Consider the following 19,859-nt stretch of genomic DNA (forward strand, 5'->3'; position numbering starts at 1 on the left):
GGCTCCAGATCCGGGCGGGCGGACCGTGCGGTCCGCCCGCCCCGACGGCCTGCGCCTGGATCCTCGAGGGAGGCGTGACTCGACTACCGTAGCCGCCGTCGGGCCGGCCCTACGGCCTCAGCACACCCCGCACCGCGTCGGCGACGGTATGGAAGACCGGGTCGGGTGCTTCCTCTGCGGTGTGACGAACAGCGCCGGTCCACGCCGTCGGCAGGTCCTCTCCGAGCGAGGTCCTGCGCTGGAGCTCGGCCGAGAAGGCGCCGATCGCGCGCCCCGTCGCCGTGTCGTCGTGCCCCGCCGCCCTGCCCGCTGCCTCGACGGCCCGCACGACGAGCTCCTGGTCGGCCTCGTGGTCGCTCTCGCACGTCTCGCTGAACGCCTTCAGGCCGGCTTCCCACGACGTGCTCTCACTCTCGACGGCGTAGGGGTACCACGCTCGGGCAGCGGCGCGCAGGGCTCCGCCCGCCCCTGCCCCGATCTCGTCGGCGACGCGAGCAGCGACGGCGGCAGCACCGGCGCCGTCGCGGAGCGAGACGGACGTCGCGTCGTCCGGTGCATCGGCGCGCTCTCCCGCCGCTGCGATCGCTTCGTACGCGGCACGCACGCAGCCCGCCTCGAGCTGCGTCGGGCCGGGCACCTCGGCCGCCCGTGCGACGTCGGCTCCCAGGGCATCCCTGCCGAGGGCATCCGGGTCGATTCCGCGCCGGAGCTCGTCCCCGTGCGCTCGTGCGGTACCTGGTTCAGTGCCCATGTCGCCTCCTGAGTTGGTGCGCCGACCGTAGGTGCCCCAACCCGCCGTGCGGTTACCGTGCGTTGTCCTGGAGATGAACGAGACGCCCCTTCCCGAGCGCGCCCCGCTCCCCTACCAGCGGCGCTTCTTCAGGTAGGCAGCGAGCTCGTCGTACGCGCCGGCGTCGTTGCGGGTGAGCGGGGCCCGTGCTTACGTCGACAGCATGAGAGAAGCCGACGGCCGGACCCGCAACGTCTTCGTGCTGGGCATGACCGACCTGCAGCGCGAAGAGCTGGAACGCATGCGGCACGCCGCGCGCTACACGTTCCGCTCGCTGCTGGACTACACCACGCTCGTCCGCGACACGGACCACGACTTCGATGCGCTGCTCGACGAGGCGCGTGCCCAGCTCGCCGACTTCTCCGGGCCGATCGACGCCATCGTGTGCCACTGGGACTTTCCGAGCTCGCTCCTGGCGCCCGTCCTGTCCCACGAGCAGGGCATCCCCGCCCCGTCCGTGACGAGCATCCTCAAGTGCGAGCACAAGTACTGGAGCCGGCTGGAGCAGCAGCAGTCGGTCCCCGAGGTGGTCCCAGGGTTCGCCGCGTTCGACCCGTTCGCGGACGACGCCCTGGACCAGGTGGACCTGCCTTATCCGTTCTGGGTGAAGCCGGTCAAGGCGCACTCGTCGAACCTCGGGTTCGAGATCCACGACGAGAAGGAGTTCGAGTCGGCCCTCGACGAGATCCGGGCGGAGATCACCGACGTCGGTGACGCCTTCAACCAGGTGCTGCGCCGGGTGGAGCTCCCGGAGAGCCTCCGGGGGGCGGACGGGAACACCTGCCTCGCCGAGGAGGTCATCACCGGCATCCAGGCCGCCCCGGAGGGCGTGGTCGCGCGGGGCAGGTTCAGCGTGCACGGCATCGTCGACATGCACAGGGACGGCTCCGGGCACAGCATCGACCATCTCGACTACCCCGCCGTGACCGTCCCTGCCGAGGTGCAGCAGCGGATGGTCGACACCGCGGAACGGTTCATGCGGCACATCGACTACGACGACGGGGCCTTCAACGTCGAGTACATGTGGAACAAGGAGGCCGACCTCCTGCGGCTCATCGAGGTGAACACCCGCATCTCCCAGTCCCACACCGAGCTCTTCCTCAAGGTCGACGGCACGTCCAACCACGAGGTCGCCATCGACGTGGCGCTGGGCGAGGACCCTGAGATGCCCCACCGGCAGGGCCGGTTCGCCGTCGCCGGCCAGTGGCACATCTTCCACGACGCCGACGACGACGCGGTCGTGCGCAGCGTCCCCGGCGAGAAGGAGCTGGCCGCTCTCGAGCGCGCCCTCCCGGACACGAAGGTCACCCTGTACGTGGCGCCAGGTGACCGGCTCTCCGACCTGCCGCACCAGGACAGCTACCGGTTCAAGCTGGGCAGCATCTACCTCGGGGCCGACGACCACGAGCAGCTCGCCGACCGGTACCGGCAGGCGGTGGACCTGTTGCCCTTCGAGCTCGACCCCGTCGCGGAGGAGGGCCCTGGATGAGGACAGTCACCGACCTGCCGTACGAGGTCGAGACCGTCGAGAACGTGTTCATCCCGCTGCGCGACGGTCAGCAGGTGGCGGCGCGGATGTGGGCCCCCGTCGACGTCGCGACGCACCCCGTCCCCGCCGTCGTGGAGTACATCCCCTATCGCACCAGGGATGCCACCCGGGGCCGGGACGCGTACAACCACCCGTACATCGCCGGGCACGGCTATGCCTGCCTGCGGGTGGACCTCCGCGGCAGCGGTAACTCCGACGGGGTACTGGTGGACGAGTACCGCACCCAGGAGCTCCAGGACGCCGAGGACGTGATCGCCTGGCTCGCGGAGCAGCCGTGGTGCGACGGCAACGTCGGGATGATGGGCATCTCCTGGGGCGGTTTCAACGGCCTCCAGCTCGCGGCCGTCGCGCCACCCGCGCTCAAGGCGGTCGTCAGCGCGTCGGCCACGGACGACCTGTACGTCGACAACATGCACTACATGGGCGGCTGCCTGCTCGCGGACAACCTGTCGGAGGCGACGGTGATGTTCGCGTTCAACAGCCTGCCGCCCGACCCCGCCGTCGTCGGCGACCGGTGGCGCGAGATGTGGCACGAACGTCTCGAGGGCAGCGGGCTGTGGCTGGAGACCTGGTTGCGGCACCAACGTCGTGACGACTACTGGAGACCGGCGTCGGTCCGCGAGGACTATTCCCGGGTGCGGTGCCCGGTGATGGCCGTCGGCGGCTGGGCCGACGGCTACACGAACGCCATCTTCCGGCTCCTGGAGAACCTCGACGTCCCCCGCAAGGGGCTGATCGGTCCCTGGGGGCACCGGTACCCGCACCTCGGCGTGCCCGGCCCGGCCATCGGATTTCTCCAGGAGCTGGTGCGCTGGTGGGACCACTGGCTCAAGGGGTTCGACACCGGCCTCGAGGACGAGCCGATGCTGCGCGCCTGGATGCAGGACAGCATCCCGCCGAGCGCCTCCTACGAGGACCGGCCCGGCCGCTGGGTCGCCGAACCGAGCTGGCCGGCTCCCGGGATCGAGGACCGGGAGTACCGGTTCACACCCCACCACCTGTCGCCGGTGGGTGGCCAGGTGGTCCCGGAGCGGGGCGACACCGACCACCAGCGGGTGAGCCTGCGCTCTCCGCTCAGTGTCGGGATGTTCGCCGGCAAGTGGGCCTCCTATTCGGCGGTGCCGGACCTGCCGTACGACCAGCGTGAGGAGGACGGTGGCGCCCTCGTGTTCGAGACGGAGGAGCTCACCGAGCCCTTGGAGATCCTGGGACTCCCCTGCGTCTCGCTCGAGGTCTCCGCCGACCGTCCGGTGGCGCAGCTCGCCGTCCGGCTGTCCGACGTCGCCCCGAACGGGGAGGCGACCCGCGTGACGTACGGCGTGCTGAACCTGACGCACCGCGACGGCAGCGAGAACCCGCAGGCGCTCGAGCCCGGCCGCACCTACCCGGTGACGGTCCAGCTCAACGGCATCGGCCAGACCCTGCCCGCCGGGCACCGGCTGCGGGTGTCGATCTCGACCTCGTACTGGCCGTTGATCTGGCCGTCCCCCGAACCGGCGACCGTGACCATCGCGATCGGCAGCAGCGCGCTGCACCTGCCGGTCCGCCGCCCCCGCCCCGAGGACGATCTGCTCCGGCCCTTCGGAGCCCCGGAGGCCACCGAGGAGGAGGAGACGACGGTGCTCGCCACCGGGGAGCACTCGTGGCGGGTCACGAGAGACCTCGCCACCGACGTCTCGACGCTGGAGATCGTCAACGACCAGGGCACCTTCCGGATCGAGGACACCGGCACGGTGATCCACCGCGACACCCGCGAGTGGTACAGCTTCCGCTGGAACGACGTCGCCTCCGTACGGGGCGAGACCCGCACCGTCCGCCGGTTGGAGAACGGCGATGACTGGCGCGTCGAGGTGGTCACCCGCACCGTCCTGACCTGCACGGCGACCGATTTCCTGATCAACGCCCAGCTCGACGCGTACGAGCTGGACGAGGAACAGGGACACCCGCGCGTGTACGCGCAGAACTGGCAACGACGGATCGCCAGGGACCTGGTCTGAGGAGACCTACCTGGACGGCACACCCAGGGAGTCGACGAACCGCGTGCTCACGGCCGAGATCTGCGACCGCGCCTCGTCGTGGGAGATCGTCGGGACGCCTTCACCCGGCTGCGGGCCGTAGTCGGCAAAGTAGGCGTGCACCGCGCCGTCCACCACCGTGGAGCTGCTGCCGTTCGGCAGGTTCGCTCGGGAGGCCTCGACCTTGTCCGGCGTCGAGAGTCCGTCCCGAGAGCCGTCGAACGCCCAGGCCTACGTTCGAGCATGAGCGTCTGGATCCGAGACGGGCATCAACGCCCTACCGCGGAAGGCCCTCGTCCTGCCCCGAGTCGGCGAGCGTCACTCCACCCACGCCCCAGTTCTCACGCGGGACCTCCTGGATGACCACCCGGATCGTGTCGGGCCTCATCCTCCAGAGATCACCCTTGCTCATGCAGGTGTTTACCTGCATATTAGAACCATGCCCACGCAGCAGGACGCACTCGACCCGGTGTTCAAGGCCTTGGCCGACCCCACCCGGCGACTGCTCCTCGACCGGCTCCGCCTGCAGAACGGGCAGACGCTCACCGAGCTCTGCAGCAGCCTCGAGATGGCACGCCAGTCGGCGACCCAGCACCTCGACCTGCTGGCGCAGGCCAACCTCGTCGTCGTCGTACGGCGCGGGCGGGAGCGCCTGCACTACCTCAATCCCGCACCGATCCATGAGATCGGAGAACGCTGGATCGCGGCGTACGACGCGCCACGACTGGCAGCCCTGAGCACCATCCGAGACCGAGCAGAGGAGTACGCCATGACCGAGACCACGAGCGTTCCGACGTACGTCTACGTCACCTACATCCAGGCGAGCGCCGAGCAGGTGTGGAAGGCGCTGACCGACGCCGACCTCACCGCGCAGTACTGGCACCACGCCAACGTGTCCGACTGGCAGGTCGGTTCGCCCTGGGAGCACCGCAGGGTCGACGGCTCGGGCACCGTCGACGTCGTCGGCACCGTGCTCGAGGCGGAGGCGCCGACGCGACTCGTGCTGACCTTCGAGGACTCCCCGGACGAGGACCGGGCCGACGGGCCGTCGGTCGTCACGTTCCAGGTCGAGCCGCAGGGCGACGTCGTCCGGCTGACCGTCACGCACGAGAACCTGCCGAACGTGGAGATGCTGAACGGCATCTCGAGCGGCTGGCCCGCGGTGCTGGCCAACCTCAAGACGCTGCTGGAGACCGGCAGCGCCATGCCCACGACGCCCTGGGTCAAGGGCTCCTGACCTGAGCCCTGCCGGAGCCGGCGACCGCACTCGACGATCTGGAGGACAGCCATGAGCGGCTTGCTGCTCGAGAACAAGAACGCCGTCATCTTTGGCGGCGGGGGTGCCATCGGCGGCGCCGTCGCACGGGTGTTCGCCAGGAAGGGGGCGCGCGTCTTCATCGCCGGCCGGACGCGGGCGAAGCTCGACGCCGTGGCGCGCGACATCACAGCCGCGGGAGGGGAGGTCGAGGTCGCGCAGGTCGACGTCTTCGACCCGGAGGCGGTCGCGGAGCACGCCGACGCGGTCGCCACGAGAGCCGGCAGCATCGACGTCGCCCTCAACGCCGTGAGCGTCATGCACGACCAGGGGACGCTGCTGGCGGACCTCACGCTGGAAGAGTTCATGCGGCCGATCGACGGGTTTCTGCGGACGCTGTTCGTCACGACCAAGGCAGTGGCACGACACATGGGCGGCGAGCGCCCTGGCGTCATCCTGAACCTGTCCGAGCCGGGCGCCAAGCTCGCCGCGGCCGGCATCCTGGGGCACGGCGTGAGCGCGGCCGGCAAGGAGGCTTTCTCGCGGCTTCTGGCGGCGGAGCTGGCCCCGAGCAACGTCCGGGTGATCGACCTCCGCCCGCATGCCGTTGCGGACGCGCCGGCAGCGGGCTCGTACACCGGACGGCTCTTCGAACCCGCTGCCGCGGCGGCCGGGCAGTCGGTCCAGGAGTTCCTGGACGACGGCGGAATGGTGCAGGGAACGCTCCTCAAGAGGCTGCCCACCCTCTCCGAGATAGCTGAGACCGCCGCGTTCCTGGCGTCGGATCGCGCTGGACCCATGACCGGAACGGTCGTCAACCTGTCGGGCGGTGCCCTGGTGGACTGAGCGCGGTAGCTATGGTCGTGGCATGGGTAGAACAGACCAGGCCAGCCTCCTCGTCCACGTCGACATGGCGACGGCGTTCGCCGCGCTGACGAGCCCCGACGCACTGCTGAGCTGGCTGCCTCCGAGAGGGATGCACGGCCGGTTCGAGCGGTTCGACATGCGCGAGGGCGGTTCCTACCGCCTCGTGCTGACGTACGACGACGCGTCCGACGCTCCCGGCAAGACCTCGACCGATGAGGACGTGTCCGACGTCCGCATCTCGCAGATCGTGCCGGGAGAGCGGGTCGTGCAGCACATCGACTTCGAGTCGGACGACCCGTCGTTCCACGGAACGATGCGGATGGAGTGGAGCCTGCGCGGCGTCGACGAGGGGACCGTGGTCGAGATCGTGGCGCGGGATGTTTCGCACGGTGTCCGCGCCCGCGACCACGCCGAAGGACTCACGTCGTCCCTGGCCAACCTCGCGGCGTACCTCGAGCCATAGGGCGGTCGAACAGGTCCCGGCGTACGGCCGTCAGTACGGGCACGTGCTGCGGCGGCGTTCCTGGCGTCAGACCGTGCCTGCCCCATGACCGGGACGGTGGTCGACCTGACCGGCGGTGCCCTGGTGGACTGAGGCTCCGGCCCTGCTCGCCGCCGCGCGGCGCGCCTTGAGGAAGCCGTCGATCGGCCAGACGGCCGAGACGGCAACGACCAGGAAGGCAAGCGTGACGGCGAGCCCACCGCCCGCGGAGAGGATCTCGGGCCACTCGTCCCACCCGGTGCGCGCGAGGAACTCGTGGTTGAACAGCCGATCGTCCGCCAGTGCCCATGCCAGGGGAATCGCGAACGCGAGGCTCAGAACGGCGGAGCCGGCGGCGAACCCGTAGCTCCAGCGCCCACGGAGCCTGATCCAGAAGCCGAGCTCGAGCACCAGCAGCGCGATCAGGTACCACTGCAGCCACGCCCACGTATCAGGCTGGAACAGCGGGGTCTTCTCGCCCTCGGCATCACGGAACGGCAGGAGGACGGGGTGGCCGAGGATCCCGAGCGCGAACAGAGCGACGAACGCGAGGTTCAGGACGACGTCGCCGCGCGTGTCGTCGCCGGGCGGCTCCGTGACGACGGGCAGGGAGTCCGGCGTCCACTCCATGATCGGCTTTCCGCCGAGAGCGCGGTCGAGCACGGCGAAGACGAGCGTGACCCAGAAGACGAGGTGCACACAGAGCGCGATCAGGACGACCACGGTCGACCCGATGATCTCGCCGATCGGCTTCTGCGCGAGGACCTGCGCGAACGGGAAGGCCAGCGCAACCACCGGGATGACGGTCAGTGCGAGGACGCGGAGGATCCGCTTCCAGACGGGAAAGAGCCGCGGACCGATGAGGTACTGCGGACGGTCCAGGTAGGTGGCGACGAGCACGTCCGGGTCACCGAGCTCGACGAGCGCGAGCCGCTCCGCGTCGGCCGGGTTCGCGCCGGCGTCGATCCGCGCGTCGACATCGTCGCCGATGCGTTCGGCAAGCTCGCGCCGGAGGCTGTCACGCTGCGACTCGGGGGCGCCTCGTGCCGCCGCGTGCAGGTACCGATCCGTCAGGGTCGGGGTGGTCATGTTGCGTCTCCTTCGTGCGAGGTCTTGCCGGTCGTGAGCTCACGGATCACTTCGTCGAGGCGGACCCAGTCGTCGGCGAGGACGCGCGCGAGCGTGTCGCCCGCGGCGCTCGTGCGGTAGAACTTGCGCGGCCTGGTCTCGCCCGTGTCCCACTCGCTGGTGAGCAGGCCCTGCTTCTCCAGGCGCCGCAGCAACGGATACAGCGTGTTCGCATCGACCGCGATCCCCCGGGCCTTCAAGGAGTCGAGGAGCGCGTACCCGTAGCTCGGCGCCCGCAGCGCCACGAGGCAGGCGAGCACCACGGTGCCCCGGCGCAGCTCCTGCAGGTGGCTCGCCGCGATTCCCTCGCCGAGTGGATCTGTCATGCGTCACACCATACTGCGTCACACACACTATAGCCACCCACACAGCCCCCGACCGGGCACCACGGAATGACGAACGTAGGCATGGTCGCTCTCCGAGGATCCGGAGAGCGACCAGGCCTACGTTCGTCTGATCTGCACCGGGCCGACAGGCCCGGCGTACGGCCGTCAGTACGGGCAGGTGCTGCGGTACTCGACGATCGCGGTGCTCGACGACGGCGCCGGGCACAGGAACTGGTCGTAACGCAGGTCGTCGTCGACGAATCGCTTGAGCCAGGACAGCGAGTACTTGGCGATCGTCGTGTTGTCCGTGTTCGGCGCGAAGTGGCTGGCGCCACGCAGCTCCAGATAGGCCTTGTCAGCAGAACCGGGCAGGGACTCGTAGAAGGGCTCGGCGTGCGACCGGACCGACGCGATCGAGTCGTTCTCCGCGCCGACGATGAGGGTCGGCGTGCTCACCTCCGGCCAGGTCTTGTCGGTGTTCCACGGGGTCAGCGGGATGGCGGCCTGGAGTGACGGGTCGTCCTTGGCCGCCTCCAGCGCTCCCCCGCCGCCCATCGAGTGGCCCATGACGGCCAGCCGGTCGGCGTCGATCCGGTCACTGACGGCGCTGCGCGTCGTCAGGTAGTCCAGCGCGCTCAGCAGCTGGTCCCCGCGGGAGGAGGGCTGGTCCGACGTGGTCCGCGTGTCGATGGTGAAGACGACGAACCCCTGCGACGCGAGCCTCGGGCCGAGCCAGGCCATGCTCGACTGGGAGGCGGTGTAGCCGGGCGCGACCGCCACCGCTCCGAACGTACCGGCCGCTGTACTGGTCGGGTAGTAGATGGTGCCGCCACCGAAGCCGGTGACCGTCCATCGCGAAACACTGCGTTCCGCGATGTCGAACGAACCGCGCCGAGCCTCGATGCTCGACACGGTCGGATCGGGACCACGTTCGTAGGGATTGTCGACGGCGTACGCGACCGGCAGGCCGACGACGGCGGTGCCGGCGAGCAGCAGCCCTGACGTGAGCGCTACACCGACCTTGCGGATCAGATGCCTCATGAATCGCCCCTTCGAGATTGGTGAGACAACAACTGACCGAACCGACGATAAAGTAGCTCTACCAAGTGGTCAAGACATTCCGGAGATTGATGCACGAGCCATTGACTAGGGTCGACCACGTGAACGACGAGCGTGTGGACGGCCGGAAGCTGCGCTTCGAGCACCGGCGCGCCGAGGTGCTGCGCGCGGCGACCGAGCACGCGCTCGACCACGGCCTGGCCAACCTGTCGCTGCGCAAGGTGGCCCAGTCGGTCGGCGTCAGCCACGCCACCCTGGTCCACCACTTCTCGACCAAGGACGAGCTGGTCGCCGAGATCGTCGACCTGGTCCTTGCCCAGTCGCTCGCACTGCCCGACCTGGCCGACGACGACCCTGAACCGCTGGAGACCATCTGGCGGCGGGCGACGTCGGACGAGGGGCGCCGCTACGTCCGGCTGTTCACCGCGATCACCGGCCATGCCATGCACGACAACCCGACGCTGCGCGACGCCGTGGCCCGGTCGATGCAGCAGCGCACGTCCCTGCTCGCCGCTGGACTGGTGCGGCACGGCTGCCCGGAGGCGGAGGCCGCAGCGCTGGCCACGTCGATGCTGGCCACCCTGCGTGGGCTGCTCGTCGACCTCCTCGCCACCGACGACGAGAAGCGCGTCCGGGCGGCGTTCGAGGACCTGGCCGGGGAGCTCGGACGGCGCAGCGCGCGCTGGCCGCCGCCGGACGTCCAGAGCTGAACACCGCTTGACCTTGACCCGAGGTCAAGGTGGAGGCTCACGGCATGACAACCTCGAGCTCCACCCCGGCGGTCAAGTCCGCCTGGACGGGCATGGTCCCCATCGACGACACGGCCCTGGCCGTCACGGACTCCGGCGGCTCCGGCATCCCCGTCGTCTACCTCAACGGCTCGTACGCCTCCCAGCGGCACTGGAAGCGCGTGATCGCCGACCTCGGCAGCGGATATCGGCACATCAGCTTCGACGAGCGGGCCCGCGGCCGGTCAGGGCAGTCGGCGGACTACTCGTTCGAGGCGTGCCTCCGCGACATCGATGCAGTCCTCGCTGCCCGGGGTGTCGACCGGGCGCTGCTGGTGGGCTGGTCGTACGGTGCGCTGCTGGGAGTGCACTGGGCGAGCCGTCACCCGGAACGCGCCTTGGGCGTGGTCGGCGTCGACGGCCCGTACCCGGTCGGCTGGACCACCGACGCCGAGCACGAGGAGATCTGGAAGGTGTTCCGCAGGATGAAGCCGATGCTGCCGCTGGCCCGCCGGCTGGGCATGGCCGCGCGCTTCTCCGGCGAGCAGCACGTGGAGGTCGCCATCGAGGCCCACCTGCTCCACGCCGCCGCCGCGCCGATCCTCGAGAAGGTCTCGGTGCCGGTCCGCTACGTCGTCGCGTCCGGGGAGGCGGTGGGCAGCCGGGACGACCTGCAGGAGCAGATGCGCAAGGCCCTCGACCCGCTGCTGCTCCGCAACCCGAACCTCGAGGTGGGCGCGAAGGTCACCAGCAACCACGGCAGCATCCTGCGCAAGGACTCCCCGGCGGTCGCCGACGTCGTGCGCGGGCTCGCAGCCTCCACCCGGACGCAGGACAGGCCCGGGCGATGAGCGGCAGGGCGAGCGGCGGCATCACGATCGGCCAGGCTGCGGCGTTCGCGGGCGTCACGATCAAGACGGTGCGGCACTACCACAAGCTCGCGCTGGTCGAGGAGCCGGAACGAGACAGCTCGGGGTACCGCCGGTACGGGTCGGACGACCTGCTGCGCCTGGTGCAGGTCCGGACGCTGGCCGCCGCCGGCGTCCAGCTCGCCGACATCAGCACGCTGCTCGACGCCGACGCCGAGGGGTTCGCCGCGGCGCTCACCGGCGTCGAGCAGCAGCTCACCGACCGGATCGAGGACCTGATCGAGCGCCGCGACACCCTGCACCGGCTCGCCGACGACCGGGCGCTGCTGCCCGACCGCGCCTGCGCGGTGCTCGACCGGATGCCCGGCCTCGGCTTCGACCCCGCCTACGTCGCCGGCCAGCGCGAGGCGCTGGTGCTGTTCCGAGCGCTGGTCCCTGAGGGCTTCGACAGCTTCGTGACCCAGCTGGAGCACCGGCTCGACGACCCCGAGTTCGTGCACCTGACCCAGCGCAGCTGGGACGCGCTGTCCTGGGACCCGGACGACCCGCGGATCGCGGAGCTCGCCTCGGCGCTGGCGGACAACCTGCTCGCCAAGCCAGACCTGCTGGCGGTACCGGCGGGATTCCAGGCCCGGACCGACACGGCCGCGCGGTACGGGATGGTCAACTCGCACGGACAGGAGGAGTGGCCGACGTCGGCCAGGCTGACCGCGCTCGTCGAGGACAAGCTCCGTGCGGCGGGCGTACCGGTCCCCGTCGACGGCGGCTGATCGCGCCGGCCGGCAGGCGTCGACCGCCGCCGGCCGACCGGGGGTCAGTGACCGGAGGTGTCCCCCGTCTCCGGCGACACGGCGAGCCGCGTGTTCCACGGGTCCGCGAAGCGGAGGGTGTCCCCGTCGTCGGCGGTCGGGATGCGGTGGAACCTGAGCCGCTCGGCGAGGGCCTCGACGTCGGCCCGGCCGGGGACGAGGATCCGCACGTCACCCAGCCCGAGGGACGCGGCGCGCGGTGCCGCGCCCGCACTGCGCCAGGTGTTCATGCCGATGTGGTGGTGGTAGCCGCCCGCCGAGACGAACAGGGCGGAGTCCCCCAGCTGCGCGGTGACGTCGAACCCGAGCGTGTCGACGTAGAACTGCCGCGCGGACGCGAGGTCACCCACCTGGAGGTGGACGTGCCCGATCGCGGCGGAGGCACCCGCGTCGGGCACCTCCGGGTCGTGCCAGCGCCGCAGGAACTGGTTCGGGTCGAGGTACTCGCTCGCCATCGCCACCGTCCCGTCCGGGTGGACGGTCCACTCCTCGCGAGGGCGGTCGCGGTAGAGCTCCACACCGTTGCCCTCCGGGTCGGTGAAGTAGAACGCCTCGCTCACCAGGTGGTCGGCGCTCCCGGTGAAGGTCTGCGGCACGCGCTGCGCCATGGACGCGAGCGACGCGGCAAGGCGCCGCTCGTCCTCGAAGAGGATCGCCGTGTGGTAGAGCCCTGCGCCGCTGGGATCCGCGCCCGGCAGGTCCCGCTCCTGGCGCAGCACCATGATCGGCACCCCGCCACGACCCAGCGTCGTCGTGGCACCGGCGTGGTCGAGGACGTCGAGCGTGACGGCCTGCTGGTAGTAGTCGGTCATCGCGTCGAGGTCGCGCACGAGCAGCTCCACGGTGTTCATCCGCGTGCCGTCGGGTGCCGCCCCCGGCGTGGCGACGTTGCTCTGCCGCCACGCCGGGACGATGTTCTGCGTGCTCATGAGATCAGGGCGAGGCCGCCGCCCCAGGAGATCTTCTCGGCACCCGCGAGGGTCATCTGCAGCAGGCCGATCGCCTCCAGCTCACGCGCCCGCTTGAGCGAGCCGGCGTCGACCCCGCGCAGCCCGGCGGCCGTGACCAGCTCGACGACGGTCTGCTTGGCGGTCTCGTCGTCGCCGGCGACGAGCACCGTCGTCGGCACGGAACCGATCTCGCCGGTGGCGAGGGTGGCGCCGAAGTTCGTGTTGAACGCCTTGACGACCTTCGCGCCGGGGGCGGCGTCCTGCAGCAGCCTGGCCGACGACGAGTCGGCGGGGACCACGAGGTCGTCGAAGGTGGCGAAGTCGACGGGGTTGGTCACGTCCACCACGATCTTGCCGTCGAACCGGTCCGGGTAGGCGTCCAGCACGTCCGCCACGGCCCCGTAGGGAACGGCGAGCACGACGACGTCGCCCGTCACCTCGTCACCGACCGTGCCGGCGGTGCCGCCGAGGGGTCCTGCGACCGCGCGGGCCTTCTCGGGGTCGCGGGCCAGCACCTGGATGCCCGTGCCGCCCTTCGCCGCGATGCCCGCGACAACACTGCCGAAGTTTCCTGCTCCGATGACGGTGACCGTGGTCATGTCCACTCCCAAGATAGTTGTTCCTACAACCAACACTGGAGAGTGTCGCACCCATTACTTGTTGCGTCAACCAAACGGTAGGATGGGCTCGTGAAGCAACGCGTACCCCGGATGAACGATCAGGAGTCGGCGGCCTGGCTGGGCCTCACCGCCACCCTCCAGCTGCTGCCGGCCGCGCTCGACCGCCAGCTCCAGCGTGACTCCGGGCTGACGCACTTCGAGTTCGTCGTGCTGTCGAGGCTGCAGCTCAGCCCGGAGCCGACGATGCGCATGACCGCGCTCGCCGAGGCCACCGTCGCGACGCTGCCGCGCCTCTCCCACGTCTGCGGGCGCCTGGAGAAGCGCGGGCTCATCGAGCGCTCCCCCTGCCCGGAGGACCGCCGCGCCACCAACGTGCGCCTGACGAGCGAGGGCCGGCGTGAGCTGATCCACTCCGTCCCCGGCCACATCGCCACCGTGCGGCGGCTCGTCATCGACGCGCTCACGCCGGAACAGCTCGACGCGCTGGCCGAGATCATGGGCACGATCAACACCCGCCTGGCGTCGGAGCCGACAGACCCGTAACGCGCCCGGACCCCGCCGACGCCGGGACGCCGGCGCCGGGCGCCGGGCGCCGGGCGTCGGGCGCCGGGGCGTTCGGACGTTCGGGCGTCGAACGTAGGTTTGGTCGCTCTTTCGACCCTCAGAGAGCGACAATGTCTACGTTCGTCCGGCGATAGAGCGACGATGTCTACGTTCGACCCTCAGAGAGAGCGACGGCGCCTACGTTCGGCAACAGCCGAGACGCTGACGGCGCGAGGGAGGCTGACAGCGCGAGGGGGTTGTGTTGCACAGAGCAGAGCGGCCCGTGGCCGAGGCCCTCGGCGGCGACGGCGCGGCGGGCCGGGCGCGCGACGTCGTCTCGGCGGTGGCACGGGAGCACGGACTGACCGGCTCATGGACCCGCGTGCCCGCCGGGGAGCAGTCCATCGCCTTCGCGCTGGACAGCGGAACCGCGCGGCACTTCGTCAAGGTCGAGGACCGGACCTCTGCCGAGCGCGTCGACGCCGCAGCCGCGCTGACGGACGTCGCCGCACGCAACGGGGTTCGCGTGGCCCGACCGCGCGCAGCGCGACACGGGGGCCATGCGATCCCGGTCGAGGGCCTGGTCGTCTCGGTGGCGGAGTGGCTCCCCGGGCGGACGCTGTCCGCACCCGTCAGCCCCAGCCAGGCCGCACAGCTCGGCACCGCTCTGGGCCGGCTGCACCAGGCCTTCGCCGCTCTCGCTCCCCCGCCCGTCGCGGTCACCGCCGTCGAGGAGGACTGGCTGCGCTGGGACGACGGGGCAGTCGTGACCGGCTGGGAACGAGCCGAGGCCCTGGTCCGCGAGCGGGGCGACGACCCGGACAGGTTCGACCGGGTCGCGCTGGCCGCGCTGGCCGAACGCCGCGGCTGGCTCCCCACCCTCGACCGGCTGCTCACGACCTGTCCGCCGCTCACCCGGCAGTGGGTGCACGGTGACTTCGCGGCACCGAACCTCCTGTTCGACGGCGACCGGCTCGTCGCGGTGGTCGACTTCGCCAACGCTGCCCCGCACCTGATCGCCTACGAGCTGGGCCGCATCGCCTTCGGCCCGGAGGTCGCGCTCTCGCCGAACGGCCAGGCGCTCTCGGCGACGGTGCTGGACGCCTACGCCACGGCGAACCCCGCGGCAACGGAGGCCGACGTCGTCCAGGCCGAGGCGTGCGCGTTCGTCCAGCTCGCCCGCAGCACCTACCCGGTGAGCGCACGCTACGCCGGAACCGGCCGGTTCCGGGCGGACCTCGACGACTTCTGGGTACGCCGCCAGGAAACGGCCCGCCTCCTCCACACCCACCTCGGCCCGGCCACCCCGGCCCGGCGTCGAACGTAGGCTTGATCGCTCCTTGAGCCCTCAGAGAGCGACCATACCTACGTTCGTCGGGCGGCAGAGCAACCAGGTCTGCATTCGGCCCCCGACCCGTGGACCAGGACGGCTCACACCGTGCGGACCGCCGCGCGACGGCGCATCTTGACGTAGTTGCCGCAGCCGGACATCGAGCACCAGCGCCTGGCGTGGTTGCGGGAGGCGTCGTAGAACGCCCAGCGGCACGTGTCGCGGGCACAGACCTTGAGCCGCTCCCAGTCGCCGGCCGCCTCGCACCGGCGGACGGCGTCGAGCACCCCCGCGATGCCCCGCTCGAACCCGGTGCCGGATCCCTCGAGCCGGATCCCGCCGTCGGCGTCGAACGTGGCGCGCAGCGGGATGCGGCCGAGCTCGGCGTCGAGCTCCCGGCGGGCGGCCGGATCGGCGTCGTGCCCGGCATGGGTCAGCAGGACGGCGCGCAGTCCTTCCCGGATACGGCGGGCGGCAGCGACGTCGTCCGCCGTCGTGCGAGCGCTCGTCGGGGCGAGGCCGCGCACCGCGAACCAGTCCCGCAGGGCCGTCGCGCTGTCGAGGCTCTCCGCGTCCTCCTGCGGCTCGTAGCTGTTGACGAAGTCGCGCACGACCGTGGCGGCAGGTGGCGCCCACGTGTCGAAGTCGTTCTCGGCAAGCTCCATGACACCAGCGTAATCACTTGACCGGTGCGGTGTCATCGACCACCATGACACCGGCTAACGTCCGACGATGGTGTACGGAGGCACGATGACGACGGCTCGCGCGGACACGGTGCGGCAGGCGGGGCTGCTGGTGGTCGTACTCGGTCTGCTCACGACGCTCGGCCCGCTGTCGATCGACCTCTATCTCCCGGCGTTCCCCGCCCTGCAGCGGCAGTTCGGCGCGGACGACGGCGCAGTCCAGCTGACCCTCGCCGGCATGACGGTCGGCCTCGCGCTCGGGAACCTGGTCACCGGGGCGTGGAGCGACCGGGTGGGCCGCCGTCGGCCGCTCCTGGTCGCGACGTCGCTGCACGTGGTGGTCACCTTCGCGTGCGCGGTGGCGCCGACGATCGAGGCCCTCACCGCCCTGCGCGTGATCCAGGGCGTTGCCGCCGCAGGCAGCTCGGTGCTCGTCCTCGCCATAGCGCGCGACGTGAGCGACGGGCCGGCGCTCGTCCGGCTCGTCTCCCGCATCACGCTCGTCACGACGACGGTCCCGCTGCTCGCGCCGGTCGCGGGGGCGGCCCTGCTCCCGCTGGTCGGCTGGCGTGGGATCTTCGCGGTTCTCGGCGTCTTCGCCGCCCTGGTCCTGGCCGTGACGGCCGCTGCCGTCCCGGAGACGCGCCGCACCCTCGGCAGCGACGACCGGTCCCCGCTCTCGCGCGCGCTCGCCGTCCTGCGCGACCCCGGGTTCCGCATCGCGACGCTGCTCGGCGCGATGACCTACGCGGGCGTCTACGCCTACGTCGCCGCGTCGCCGCTCCTGCTCCAGGGCGTCCACGGCATCTCGCCGACGCAGTTCGCTATCGTGTTCCTCGCGAACTCGCTCGGTCTTGTCGTCGGTGTCCAGACGAGCGCGGTGCTGCACCGGCGTCGGCCCCACGCACCGGTGCTCGCCGGGTTCGCCGCCCTCACCGCCGTCGCGGCGATCGCGATCGTCCCCCTTCAGCACGCCGGCGCGGGCATCGCTGGCCTGCTCGGGTGCCTGTGGCTCTTCGTCATGGGGTGCGGCGGCTGCTTCGCCGGTGCGGCCGGCCGCGCGCTGCGCGACCAGTCCGCGCAGGCCGGTACCGCAACCTCCGTCTACGGCTTCAGCACCTTCGCGGCAGCCGGTCTCGTCGCGCCCGTCGCGGGCGCGATCGGGCTCCGGGACGCCACACCGACAGCGGCCGTCCTGGCCGCCACGGCCGTCGTCGGGACGACGGCGGCAGTCCTGATGTTCGTCCGAGACCGACCGTGACCCGTCCGACCCGTCAGGAGACCCGCACCATGTTCGACCTGCCCGGACTTCGTCGCCACGTCCCGCTCGCGGTCGCGCTGGGGGTGGACTCGATCGGTACCGGGATCAGCGGGCCGCTCCTGCTGCTGTTCCTGACCCGGGTCGCCGACCTTCCCCTGGCGCAGGCCGGGCTCACGCTCTCGGCCACGTTCGCCGTCGCGCTGGTCGTGCCAGCGATCGTCGGCCAGGTGGTGACCCGGACCGGTGGCCGGAACGTCCTGCTCGCCGCGCAGGTCCTCCAGGCGGCCGGTCTCGCCGGGCTGCTCGTCGCCCGCGACCTTCCGGCGGTCGCCGCCTGCACCCTGGTCGCCGCGATCGGCCAGCGAGCCTTCTGGTCGTCCGTCTTCGCCGTCATCGCCGACGCCTCCGACTCCGGGCCTGCCGACGACAAGGACCGCTGGTTCGCGCTGACCAACATGGTGCAGAACACAGGCTACGCGCTCGGCGCGCTGACGGCGGGCGCGCTGCTCCTCATCCCGGGCGACCTGCCCTACCTGCTGGCCGTCGGCACCAACGCCGCCTGCTTCGCGGTCTCCGCGCTCCTGCTCCTGGGCTACCGGCCGAACCGTCAGGAGCACACCGAGACTCCTGCCGCGACACCGGCCGCACCGATCCGGGCCCATCGCATCCCCTCCTGGCCCTACCTCGGCCTCATCGGCGTCGGGGCACTGTTCGCCTTCTGCAGCACCATCCTCGGGTCCGGGCTCGGGGTGTACGTCGTCGACGGCCTGGCCGGGCCCGCCGCCGTCGTCGGCCCGCTGCTCGCGATCAACACGGTGCTCAGCGCGTTCGGGCAGGCACCGGCGGTGCGCCTCACCCGCCGGTACTCGCGGGTCCGCGTGATGGTCGTGGCCGGACTCATCTGGTGCGTCTGGGGGCTGTACACGGCGGCGCTCGGGATCGCTGCTCCCGCGACGCTGATCGTGCCGGGCCTGGTGCTGTCGGTCCTCGTCTACTCCGTGGCCGAGCTCCTGCACGGGCCGCGCTCGATCGCCTACGCCGCCGACGCCGCGCCGGCCGGGCAGCGCAGCACCTACCTCTCGTGGTTCCAGTACAGCTTCGCCATCGCCAACATCGCCGCCCCCGGGGTCTTCGCCGCCACCTTCACCGTGGACCCCGAGCTGCCCTGGGTCGTCACCGCGGTGGTCGCGCTCGTCGCCTGCGTGGGCCTCGTGCTCGTCGCGAAGGCCCTGCCGCCGCAGGCCAGGCGCCCGTGACCGGCGCCGGGACCCGGCAGGCTTCTCCCGACAGCAGACCGTGACGGACTCGTCCGCGAGCCCACCGTAGGCTCCGCGTGTGGTGAGGAACAGGCAGCCCCTCGGGCGGGCGTTGAGGAATGTCGTCGTGGCCAACGTCAGCTCGAGCCTCGGCGACGGCATCGCGAAGGTGGCGGCTCCCCTGCTCGCCGCACGGCTGACCGACGACCCGCTGCTCGTCTCCGGCATCGCGGCGGTATCGATGCTGCCGTGGCTGATCTTCTCCATCCCGGCCGGGATCCTGCTGGACCGGATCGACCGGCGGCGCGCCATGGCACTCGCCAACGGGGTCCGGACCCTGCTCGCGGCCCTGCTCCTGGTCCTGTTCGCCACCGACACGCTGACCGTCTGGTGGCTCTACGTCGTCATGTTCACGTACGGGGCGTTCGAGACCGTGTACGACGGCGCGCTCCGCGCCGTCCTGCCGTCGGTCGTCGACCGGCCCGACCTGCCACGGGCGAACTCGCAGGTCGAGGCGGGCGAGATCGTCGTCGAGCGGTTCCTGTCCGGTCCGCTGACGTCGGCGCTGTTCGCGGTCTCGGTGGTGGTGCCGCTCGGCATCAACGTGCTGACGTACGCCGTCGCCGGCGTCATGGCCCTGCTCCTCCCCTACGCGGCCGCCGGCGCCCACCACACCGACCCGACCGGCGAGCCACGCAGCGCCTGGTACCGGCAGTTCACCGACGGCTTTCGCTACATCGTCGGCAACCCGATGCTGCGCACGCTCTGGATCATCAGCGTGGCGATCGCCCTGTGCTTCTCCGCCGCCACGGCGACGATGGTGCTCTACGTGCTGAACCGGCTCGGGCTGCCCGAGGCCTGGTACGGGGCGTTCATCCTGGCCGGCGCCGTCGGCTCGCTCTGCGCAGCGGCGCTCGCCGACCGGCTCAAGGTGCGGTTCGGCGCCGGGCCCGTGATGGCCGTGGCCCAGACCCTGTCGCTGGCGTCGCTGGTGCTGATGGGCGCGGTCCCCGTGCTCGGCGTGGTCGCCTTCGGCTACCTGTTGTCGGCCGGCGGCACGACCGCGTGGAACATCCTGGTCATGTCGCTGCGCCAGGCCGCCGTCCCGAGCCGCCTGCTCGGCCGGGTCCACGGCACCTGGCGCACGCTGCTCTGGGGCACGATGCCGCTCGGCTCGTTGCTGGGCGGGCTGCTGGGCCGGATCGACCTGCGAGCGCCGTTCCTGATCGCCGGCGGCCTCGCGACACTGATCGCGCTCCTGTCGTTCCGGTTCCTGGCGGGGCTGCCGAACCCGGAGGACCTGGAGGAGGAGGCCTGACCCCTGCCCCGGTGGCAGGTCC

21 protein-coding genes and 1 pseudogene are annotated in these 19,859 nt (G+C 71.2%); 13 read left to right on the plus strand and 9 right to left on the minus strand.

All coding sequences use genetic code 11. The annotated features are described in order from the left end of the window. Positions 1 to 109 precede the first annotated feature (109 nt). Entirely contained in the window at positions 110 to 751 is a 642-nt protein-coding gene (locus ACFS27_RS23350; protein WP_377188242.1) for a hypothetical protein, read from the minus strand. Positions 752 to 953: 202 nt separating this feature from the next. Between ACFS27_RS23350 and ACFS27_RS23355 the strand changes: the two genes are divergently transcribed. Both ACFS27_RS23355 and ACFS27_RS23360 read left to right on the plus strand, forming a co-directional pair. Further along, positions 954 to 2,279 carry an ATP-binding protein gene (locus ACFS27_RS23355; RefSeq protein WP_377188245.1) on the plus strand — a complete coding sequence of 442 codons (1,326 nt, stop codon included), beginning with the start codon at positions 954 to 956 and terminating at the stop codon, positions 2,277 to 2,279. Beyond that, positions 2,276 to 4,336, plus strand: coding sequence for a CocE/NonD family hydrolase (locus ACFS27_RS23360; RefSeq protein WP_377188248.1), 2,061 nt, complete (start codon positions 2,276 to 2,278; stop codon positions 4,334 to 4,336). Before ACFS27_RS23355 ends, ACFS27_RS23360 begins: the two co-directional genes overlap by 4 nt. 6 nt (positions 4,337 to 4,342) lie before the next feature. Here ACFS27_RS23360 and ACFS27_RS23365 read toward each other — a convergent pair. Further along, positions 4,343 to 4,561: pseudogene (locus ACFS27_RS23365) on the minus strand (alpha/beta hydrolase); the annotation flags it as partial. Between the two features lie 70 nt (positions 4,562 to 4,631). Continuing rightward, positions 4,632 to 4,742 (minus strand): tautomerase family protein, encoded by a 111-nt coding sequence (locus tag ACFS27_RS23370; protein WP_377188251.1) that lies wholly within the window; start codon positions 4,740 to 4,742, stop codon positions 4,632 to 4,634. A gap of 51 nt (positions 4,743 to 4,793) precedes the next feature. Here ACFS27_RS23370 and ACFS27_RS23375 point away from each other — a divergent pair, with 51 nt between their 5' ends. The 3 genes from ACFS27_RS23375 to ACFS27_RS23385 are packed head-to-tail and all read left to right on the plus strand — an operon-like array spanning position 4,794 to position 6,939. Beyond that, positions 4,794 to 5,591 carry an ArsR/SmtB family transcription factor gene (locus tag ACFS27_RS23375; RefSeq protein WP_377188254.1) on the plus strand — a complete coding sequence of 266 codons (798 nt, stop codon included), beginning with the start codon at positions 4,794 to 4,796 and terminating at the stop codon, positions 5,589 to 5,591. A 51-nt stretch (positions 5,592 to 5,642) separates the two neighbouring features. Further along, a complete protein-coding gene (locus tag ACFS27_RS23380; RefSeq protein WP_377188257.1) occupies positions 5,643 to 6,455 on the plus strand; it encodes an SDR family NAD(P)-dependent oxidoreductase in 813 nt (270 codons plus the stop codon). A gap of 22 nt (positions 6,456 to 6,477) precedes the next feature. Next, positions 6,478 to 6,939, plus strand: coding sequence for an SRPBCC domain-containing protein (locus ACFS27_RS23385; RefSeq protein WP_377188260.1), 462 nt, complete (start codon positions 6,478 to 6,480; stop codon positions 6,937 to 6,939). A gap of 66 nt (positions 6,940 to 7,005) precedes the next feature. Here ACFS27_RS23385 and ACFS27_RS23390 read toward each other — a convergent pair whose 3' ends face one another. From ACFS27_RS23390 to bdeA, 3 genes are all read right to left on the minus strand, one after another. Continuing rightward, a complete protein-coding gene (locus ACFS27_RS23390) occupies positions 7,006 to 8,046 on the minus strand; it encodes a permease prefix domain 1-containing protein (protein WP_377188263.1) in 1,041 nt (346 codons plus the stop codon). Continuing rightward, positions 8,043 to 8,411 carry a PadR family transcriptional regulator gene (locus tag ACFS27_RS23395; protein WP_377188266.1) on the minus strand — a complete coding sequence of 123 codons (369 nt, stop codon included), beginning with the start codon at positions 8,409 to 8,411 and terminating at the stop codon, positions 8,043 to 8,045. Before ACFS27_RS23395 ends, ACFS27_RS23390 begins: the two co-directional genes overlap by 4 nt. 165 nt (positions 8,412 to 8,576) lie before the next feature. After that, positions 8,577 to 9,452, minus strand: coding sequence for a bis(hydroxyethyl) terephthalate hydrolase (bdeA, locus tag ACFS27_RS23400; RefSeq protein ID WP_377188269.1), 876 nt, complete (start codon positions 9,450 to 9,452; stop codon positions 8,577 to 8,579). A 119-nt stretch (positions 9,453 to 9,571) separates the two neighbouring features. On the opposite strand from bdeA, the gene ACFS27_RS23405 reads away from it, so the two are divergent. From ACFS27_RS23405 to ACFS27_RS23415, 3 genes are read left to right on the plus strand one after another with little or no spacing between them, the layout of a single operon-like run. Continuing rightward, positions 9,572 to 10,180, plus strand: coding sequence for a TetR/AcrR family transcriptional regulator (locus tag ACFS27_RS23405; RefSeq protein ID WP_377188272.1), 609 nt, complete (start codon positions 9,572 to 9,574; stop codon positions 10,178 to 10,180). A 44-nt stretch (positions 10,181 to 10,224) separates the two neighbouring features. Further along, positions 10,225 to 11,049 (plus strand): alpha/beta fold hydrolase, encoded by an 825-nt coding sequence (locus ACFS27_RS23410; RefSeq protein WP_377188274.1) that lies wholly within the window; start codon positions 10,225 to 10,227, stop codon positions 11,047 to 11,049. Continuing rightward, a complete protein-coding gene (locus tag ACFS27_RS23415; protein ID WP_377188277.1) occupies positions 11,046 to 11,837 on the plus strand; it encodes a MerR family transcriptional regulator in 792 nt (263 codons plus the stop codon). Before ACFS27_RS23410 ends, ACFS27_RS23415 begins: the two co-directional genes overlap by 4 nt. 44 nt (positions 11,838 to 11,881) lie before the next feature. Here the strand turns inward: ACFS27_RS23415 and ACFS27_RS23420 are convergent, their stop codons facing one another. Beyond that, positions 11,882 to 12,805 (minus strand): VOC family protein, encoded by a 924-nt coding sequence (locus ACFS27_RS23420; RefSeq protein ID WP_377188280.1) that lies wholly within the window; start codon positions 12,803 to 12,805, stop codon positions 11,882 to 11,884. Then, positions 12,802 to 13,425: an NADPH-dependent F420 reductase gene (locus tag ACFS27_RS23425; protein WP_377188283.1), complete on the minus strand. Its 624-nt coding sequence runs from the start codon at positions 13,423 to 13,425 to the stop codon at positions 12,802 to 12,804. Before ACFS27_RS23425 ends, ACFS27_RS23420 begins: the two co-directional genes overlap by 4 nt. Positions 13,426 to 13,515: 90 nt before the next feature. Here ACFS27_RS23425 and ACFS27_RS23430 point away from each other — a divergent pair, with 90 nt between their 5' ends. Together ACFS27_RS23430 and ACFS27_RS23435 are read left to right on the plus strand one after the other, a co-directional pair. After that, entirely contained in the window at positions 13,516 to 13,989 is a 474-nt protein-coding gene (locus ACFS27_RS23430; protein WP_377188286.1) for a MarR family winged helix-turn-helix transcriptional regulator, read from the plus strand. Between the two features lie 283 nt (positions 13,990 to 14,272). Continuing rightward, positions 14,273 to 15,316 (plus strand): phosphotransferase enzyme family protein, encoded by a 1,044-nt coding sequence (locus ACFS27_RS23435; protein WP_377188289.1) that lies wholly within the window; start codon positions 14,273 to 14,275, stop codon positions 15,314 to 15,316. A 104-nt stretch (positions 15,317 to 15,420) separates the two neighbouring features. Here the strand turns inward: ACFS27_RS23435 and ACFS27_RS23440 are convergent, their stop codons facing one another. Then, positions 15,421 to 15,984 (minus strand): CGNR zinc finger domain-containing protein, encoded by a 564-nt coding sequence (locus ACFS27_RS23440; RefSeq protein WP_377188292.1) that lies wholly within the window; start codon positions 15,982 to 15,984, stop codon positions 15,421 to 15,423. A gap of 85 nt (positions 15,985 to 16,069) precedes the next feature. On the opposite strand from ACFS27_RS23440, the gene ACFS27_RS23445 reads away from it, so the two are divergent. The 3 genes from ACFS27_RS23445 to ACFS27_RS23455 all read left to right on the plus strand — a co-directional run bounded on the left by ACFS27_RS23445 (position 16,070) and on the right by ACFS27_RS23455 (position 19,837). Next, complete coding sequence (locus ACFS27_RS23445; protein ID WP_377188295.1) at positions 16,070 to 17,263, plus strand: Bcr/CflA family efflux MFS transporter; 1,194 nt, start codon at positions 16,070 to 16,072, stop codon at positions 17,261 to 17,263. Next, positions 17,260 to 18,519 carry an MFS transporter gene (locus ACFS27_RS23450; protein WP_377188298.1) on the plus strand — a complete coding sequence of 420 codons (1,260 nt, stop codon included), beginning with the start codon at positions 17,260 to 17,262 and terminating at the stop codon, positions 18,517 to 18,519. Before ACFS27_RS23445 ends, ACFS27_RS23450 begins: the two co-directional genes overlap by 4 nt. A gap of 82 nt (positions 18,520 to 18,601) precedes the next feature. Then, positions 18,602 to 19,837, plus strand: coding sequence for an MFS transporter (locus ACFS27_RS23455; RefSeq protein WP_377191146.1), 1,236 nt, complete (start codon positions 18,602 to 18,604; stop codon positions 19,835 to 19,837). Positions 19,838 to 19,859 lie beyond the last annotated feature (22 nt).

Source organism: Promicromonospora vindobonensis, assembly GCF_042685865.1.
GTDB classification, from domain to species: Bacteria; Actinomycetota; Actinomycetes; order Actinomycetales; family Cellulomonadaceae; genus Promicromonospora; species Promicromonospora vindobonensis.

Coding starts and splice junctions, on each gene's coding strand:
- ACFS27_RS23355 (WP_377188245.1), top strand. CDS start 954: ATGAGAGAAGCCGACGGCCGGACCCGCAACGTCTTCGTGCTGGGCATG.
- ACFS27_RS23360 (WP_377188248.1), top strand. CDS start 2,276: ATGAGGACAGTCACCGACCTGCCGTACGAGGTCGAGACCGTCGAGAAC.
- ACFS27_RS23375 (WP_377188254.1), top strand. CDS start 4,794: ATGCCCACGCAGCAGGACGCACTCGACCCGGTGTTCAAGGCCTTGGCC.
- ACFS27_RS23410 (WP_377188274.1), top strand. CDS start 10,225: ATGACAACCTCGAGCTCCACCCCGGCGGTCAAGTCCGCCTGGACGGGC.
- ACFS27_RS23395 (WP_377188266.1), bottom strand. CDS start 8,411: ATGACAGATCCACTCGGCGAGGGAATCGCGGCGAGCCACCTGCAGGAG.
- ACFS27_RS23385 (WP_377188260.1), top strand. CDS start 6,478: ATGGGTAGAACAGACCAGGCCAGCCTCCTCGTCCACGTCGACATGGCG.
- ACFS27_RS23380 (WP_377188257.1), top strand. CDS start 5,643: ATGAGCGGCTTGCTGCTCGAGAACAAGAACGCCGTCATCTTTGGCGGC.
- ACFS27_RS23415 (WP_377188277.1), top strand. CDS start 11,046: ATGAGCGGCAGGGCGAGCGGCGGCATCACGATCGGCCAGGCTGCGGCG.
- ACFS27_RS23420 (WP_377188280.1), bottom strand. CDS start 12,805: ATGAGCACGCAGAACATCGTCCCGGCGTGGCGGCAGAGCAACGTCGCC.
- ACFS27_RS23350 (WP_377188242.1), bottom strand. CDS start 751: ATGGGCACTGAACCAGGTACCGCACGAGCGCACGGGGACGAGCTCCGG.
- ACFS27_RS23425 (WP_377188283.1), bottom strand. CDS start 13,425: ATGACCACGGTCACCGTCATCGGAGCAGGAAACTTCGGCAGTGTTGTC.
- bdeA (WP_377188269.1), bottom strand. CDS start 9,452: ATGAGGCATCTGATCCGCAAGGTCGGTGTAGCGCTCACGTCAGGGCTG.
- ACFS27_RS23390 (WP_377188263.1), bottom strand. CDS start 8,046: ATGACCACCCCGACCCTGACGGATCGGTACCTGCACGCGGCGGCACGA.
- ACFS27_RS23445 (WP_377188295.1), top strand. CDS start 16,070: ATGACGACGGCTCGCGCGGACACGGTGCGGCAGGCGGGGCTGCTGGTG.
- ACFS27_RS23370 (WP_377188251.1), bottom strand. CDS start 4,742: ATGAGGCCCGACACGATCCGGGTGGTCATCCAGGAGGTCCCGCGTGAG.
- ACFS27_RS23440 (WP_377188292.1), bottom strand. CDS start 15,984: ATGGAGCTTGCCGAGAACGACTTCGACACGTGGGCGCCACCTGCCGCC.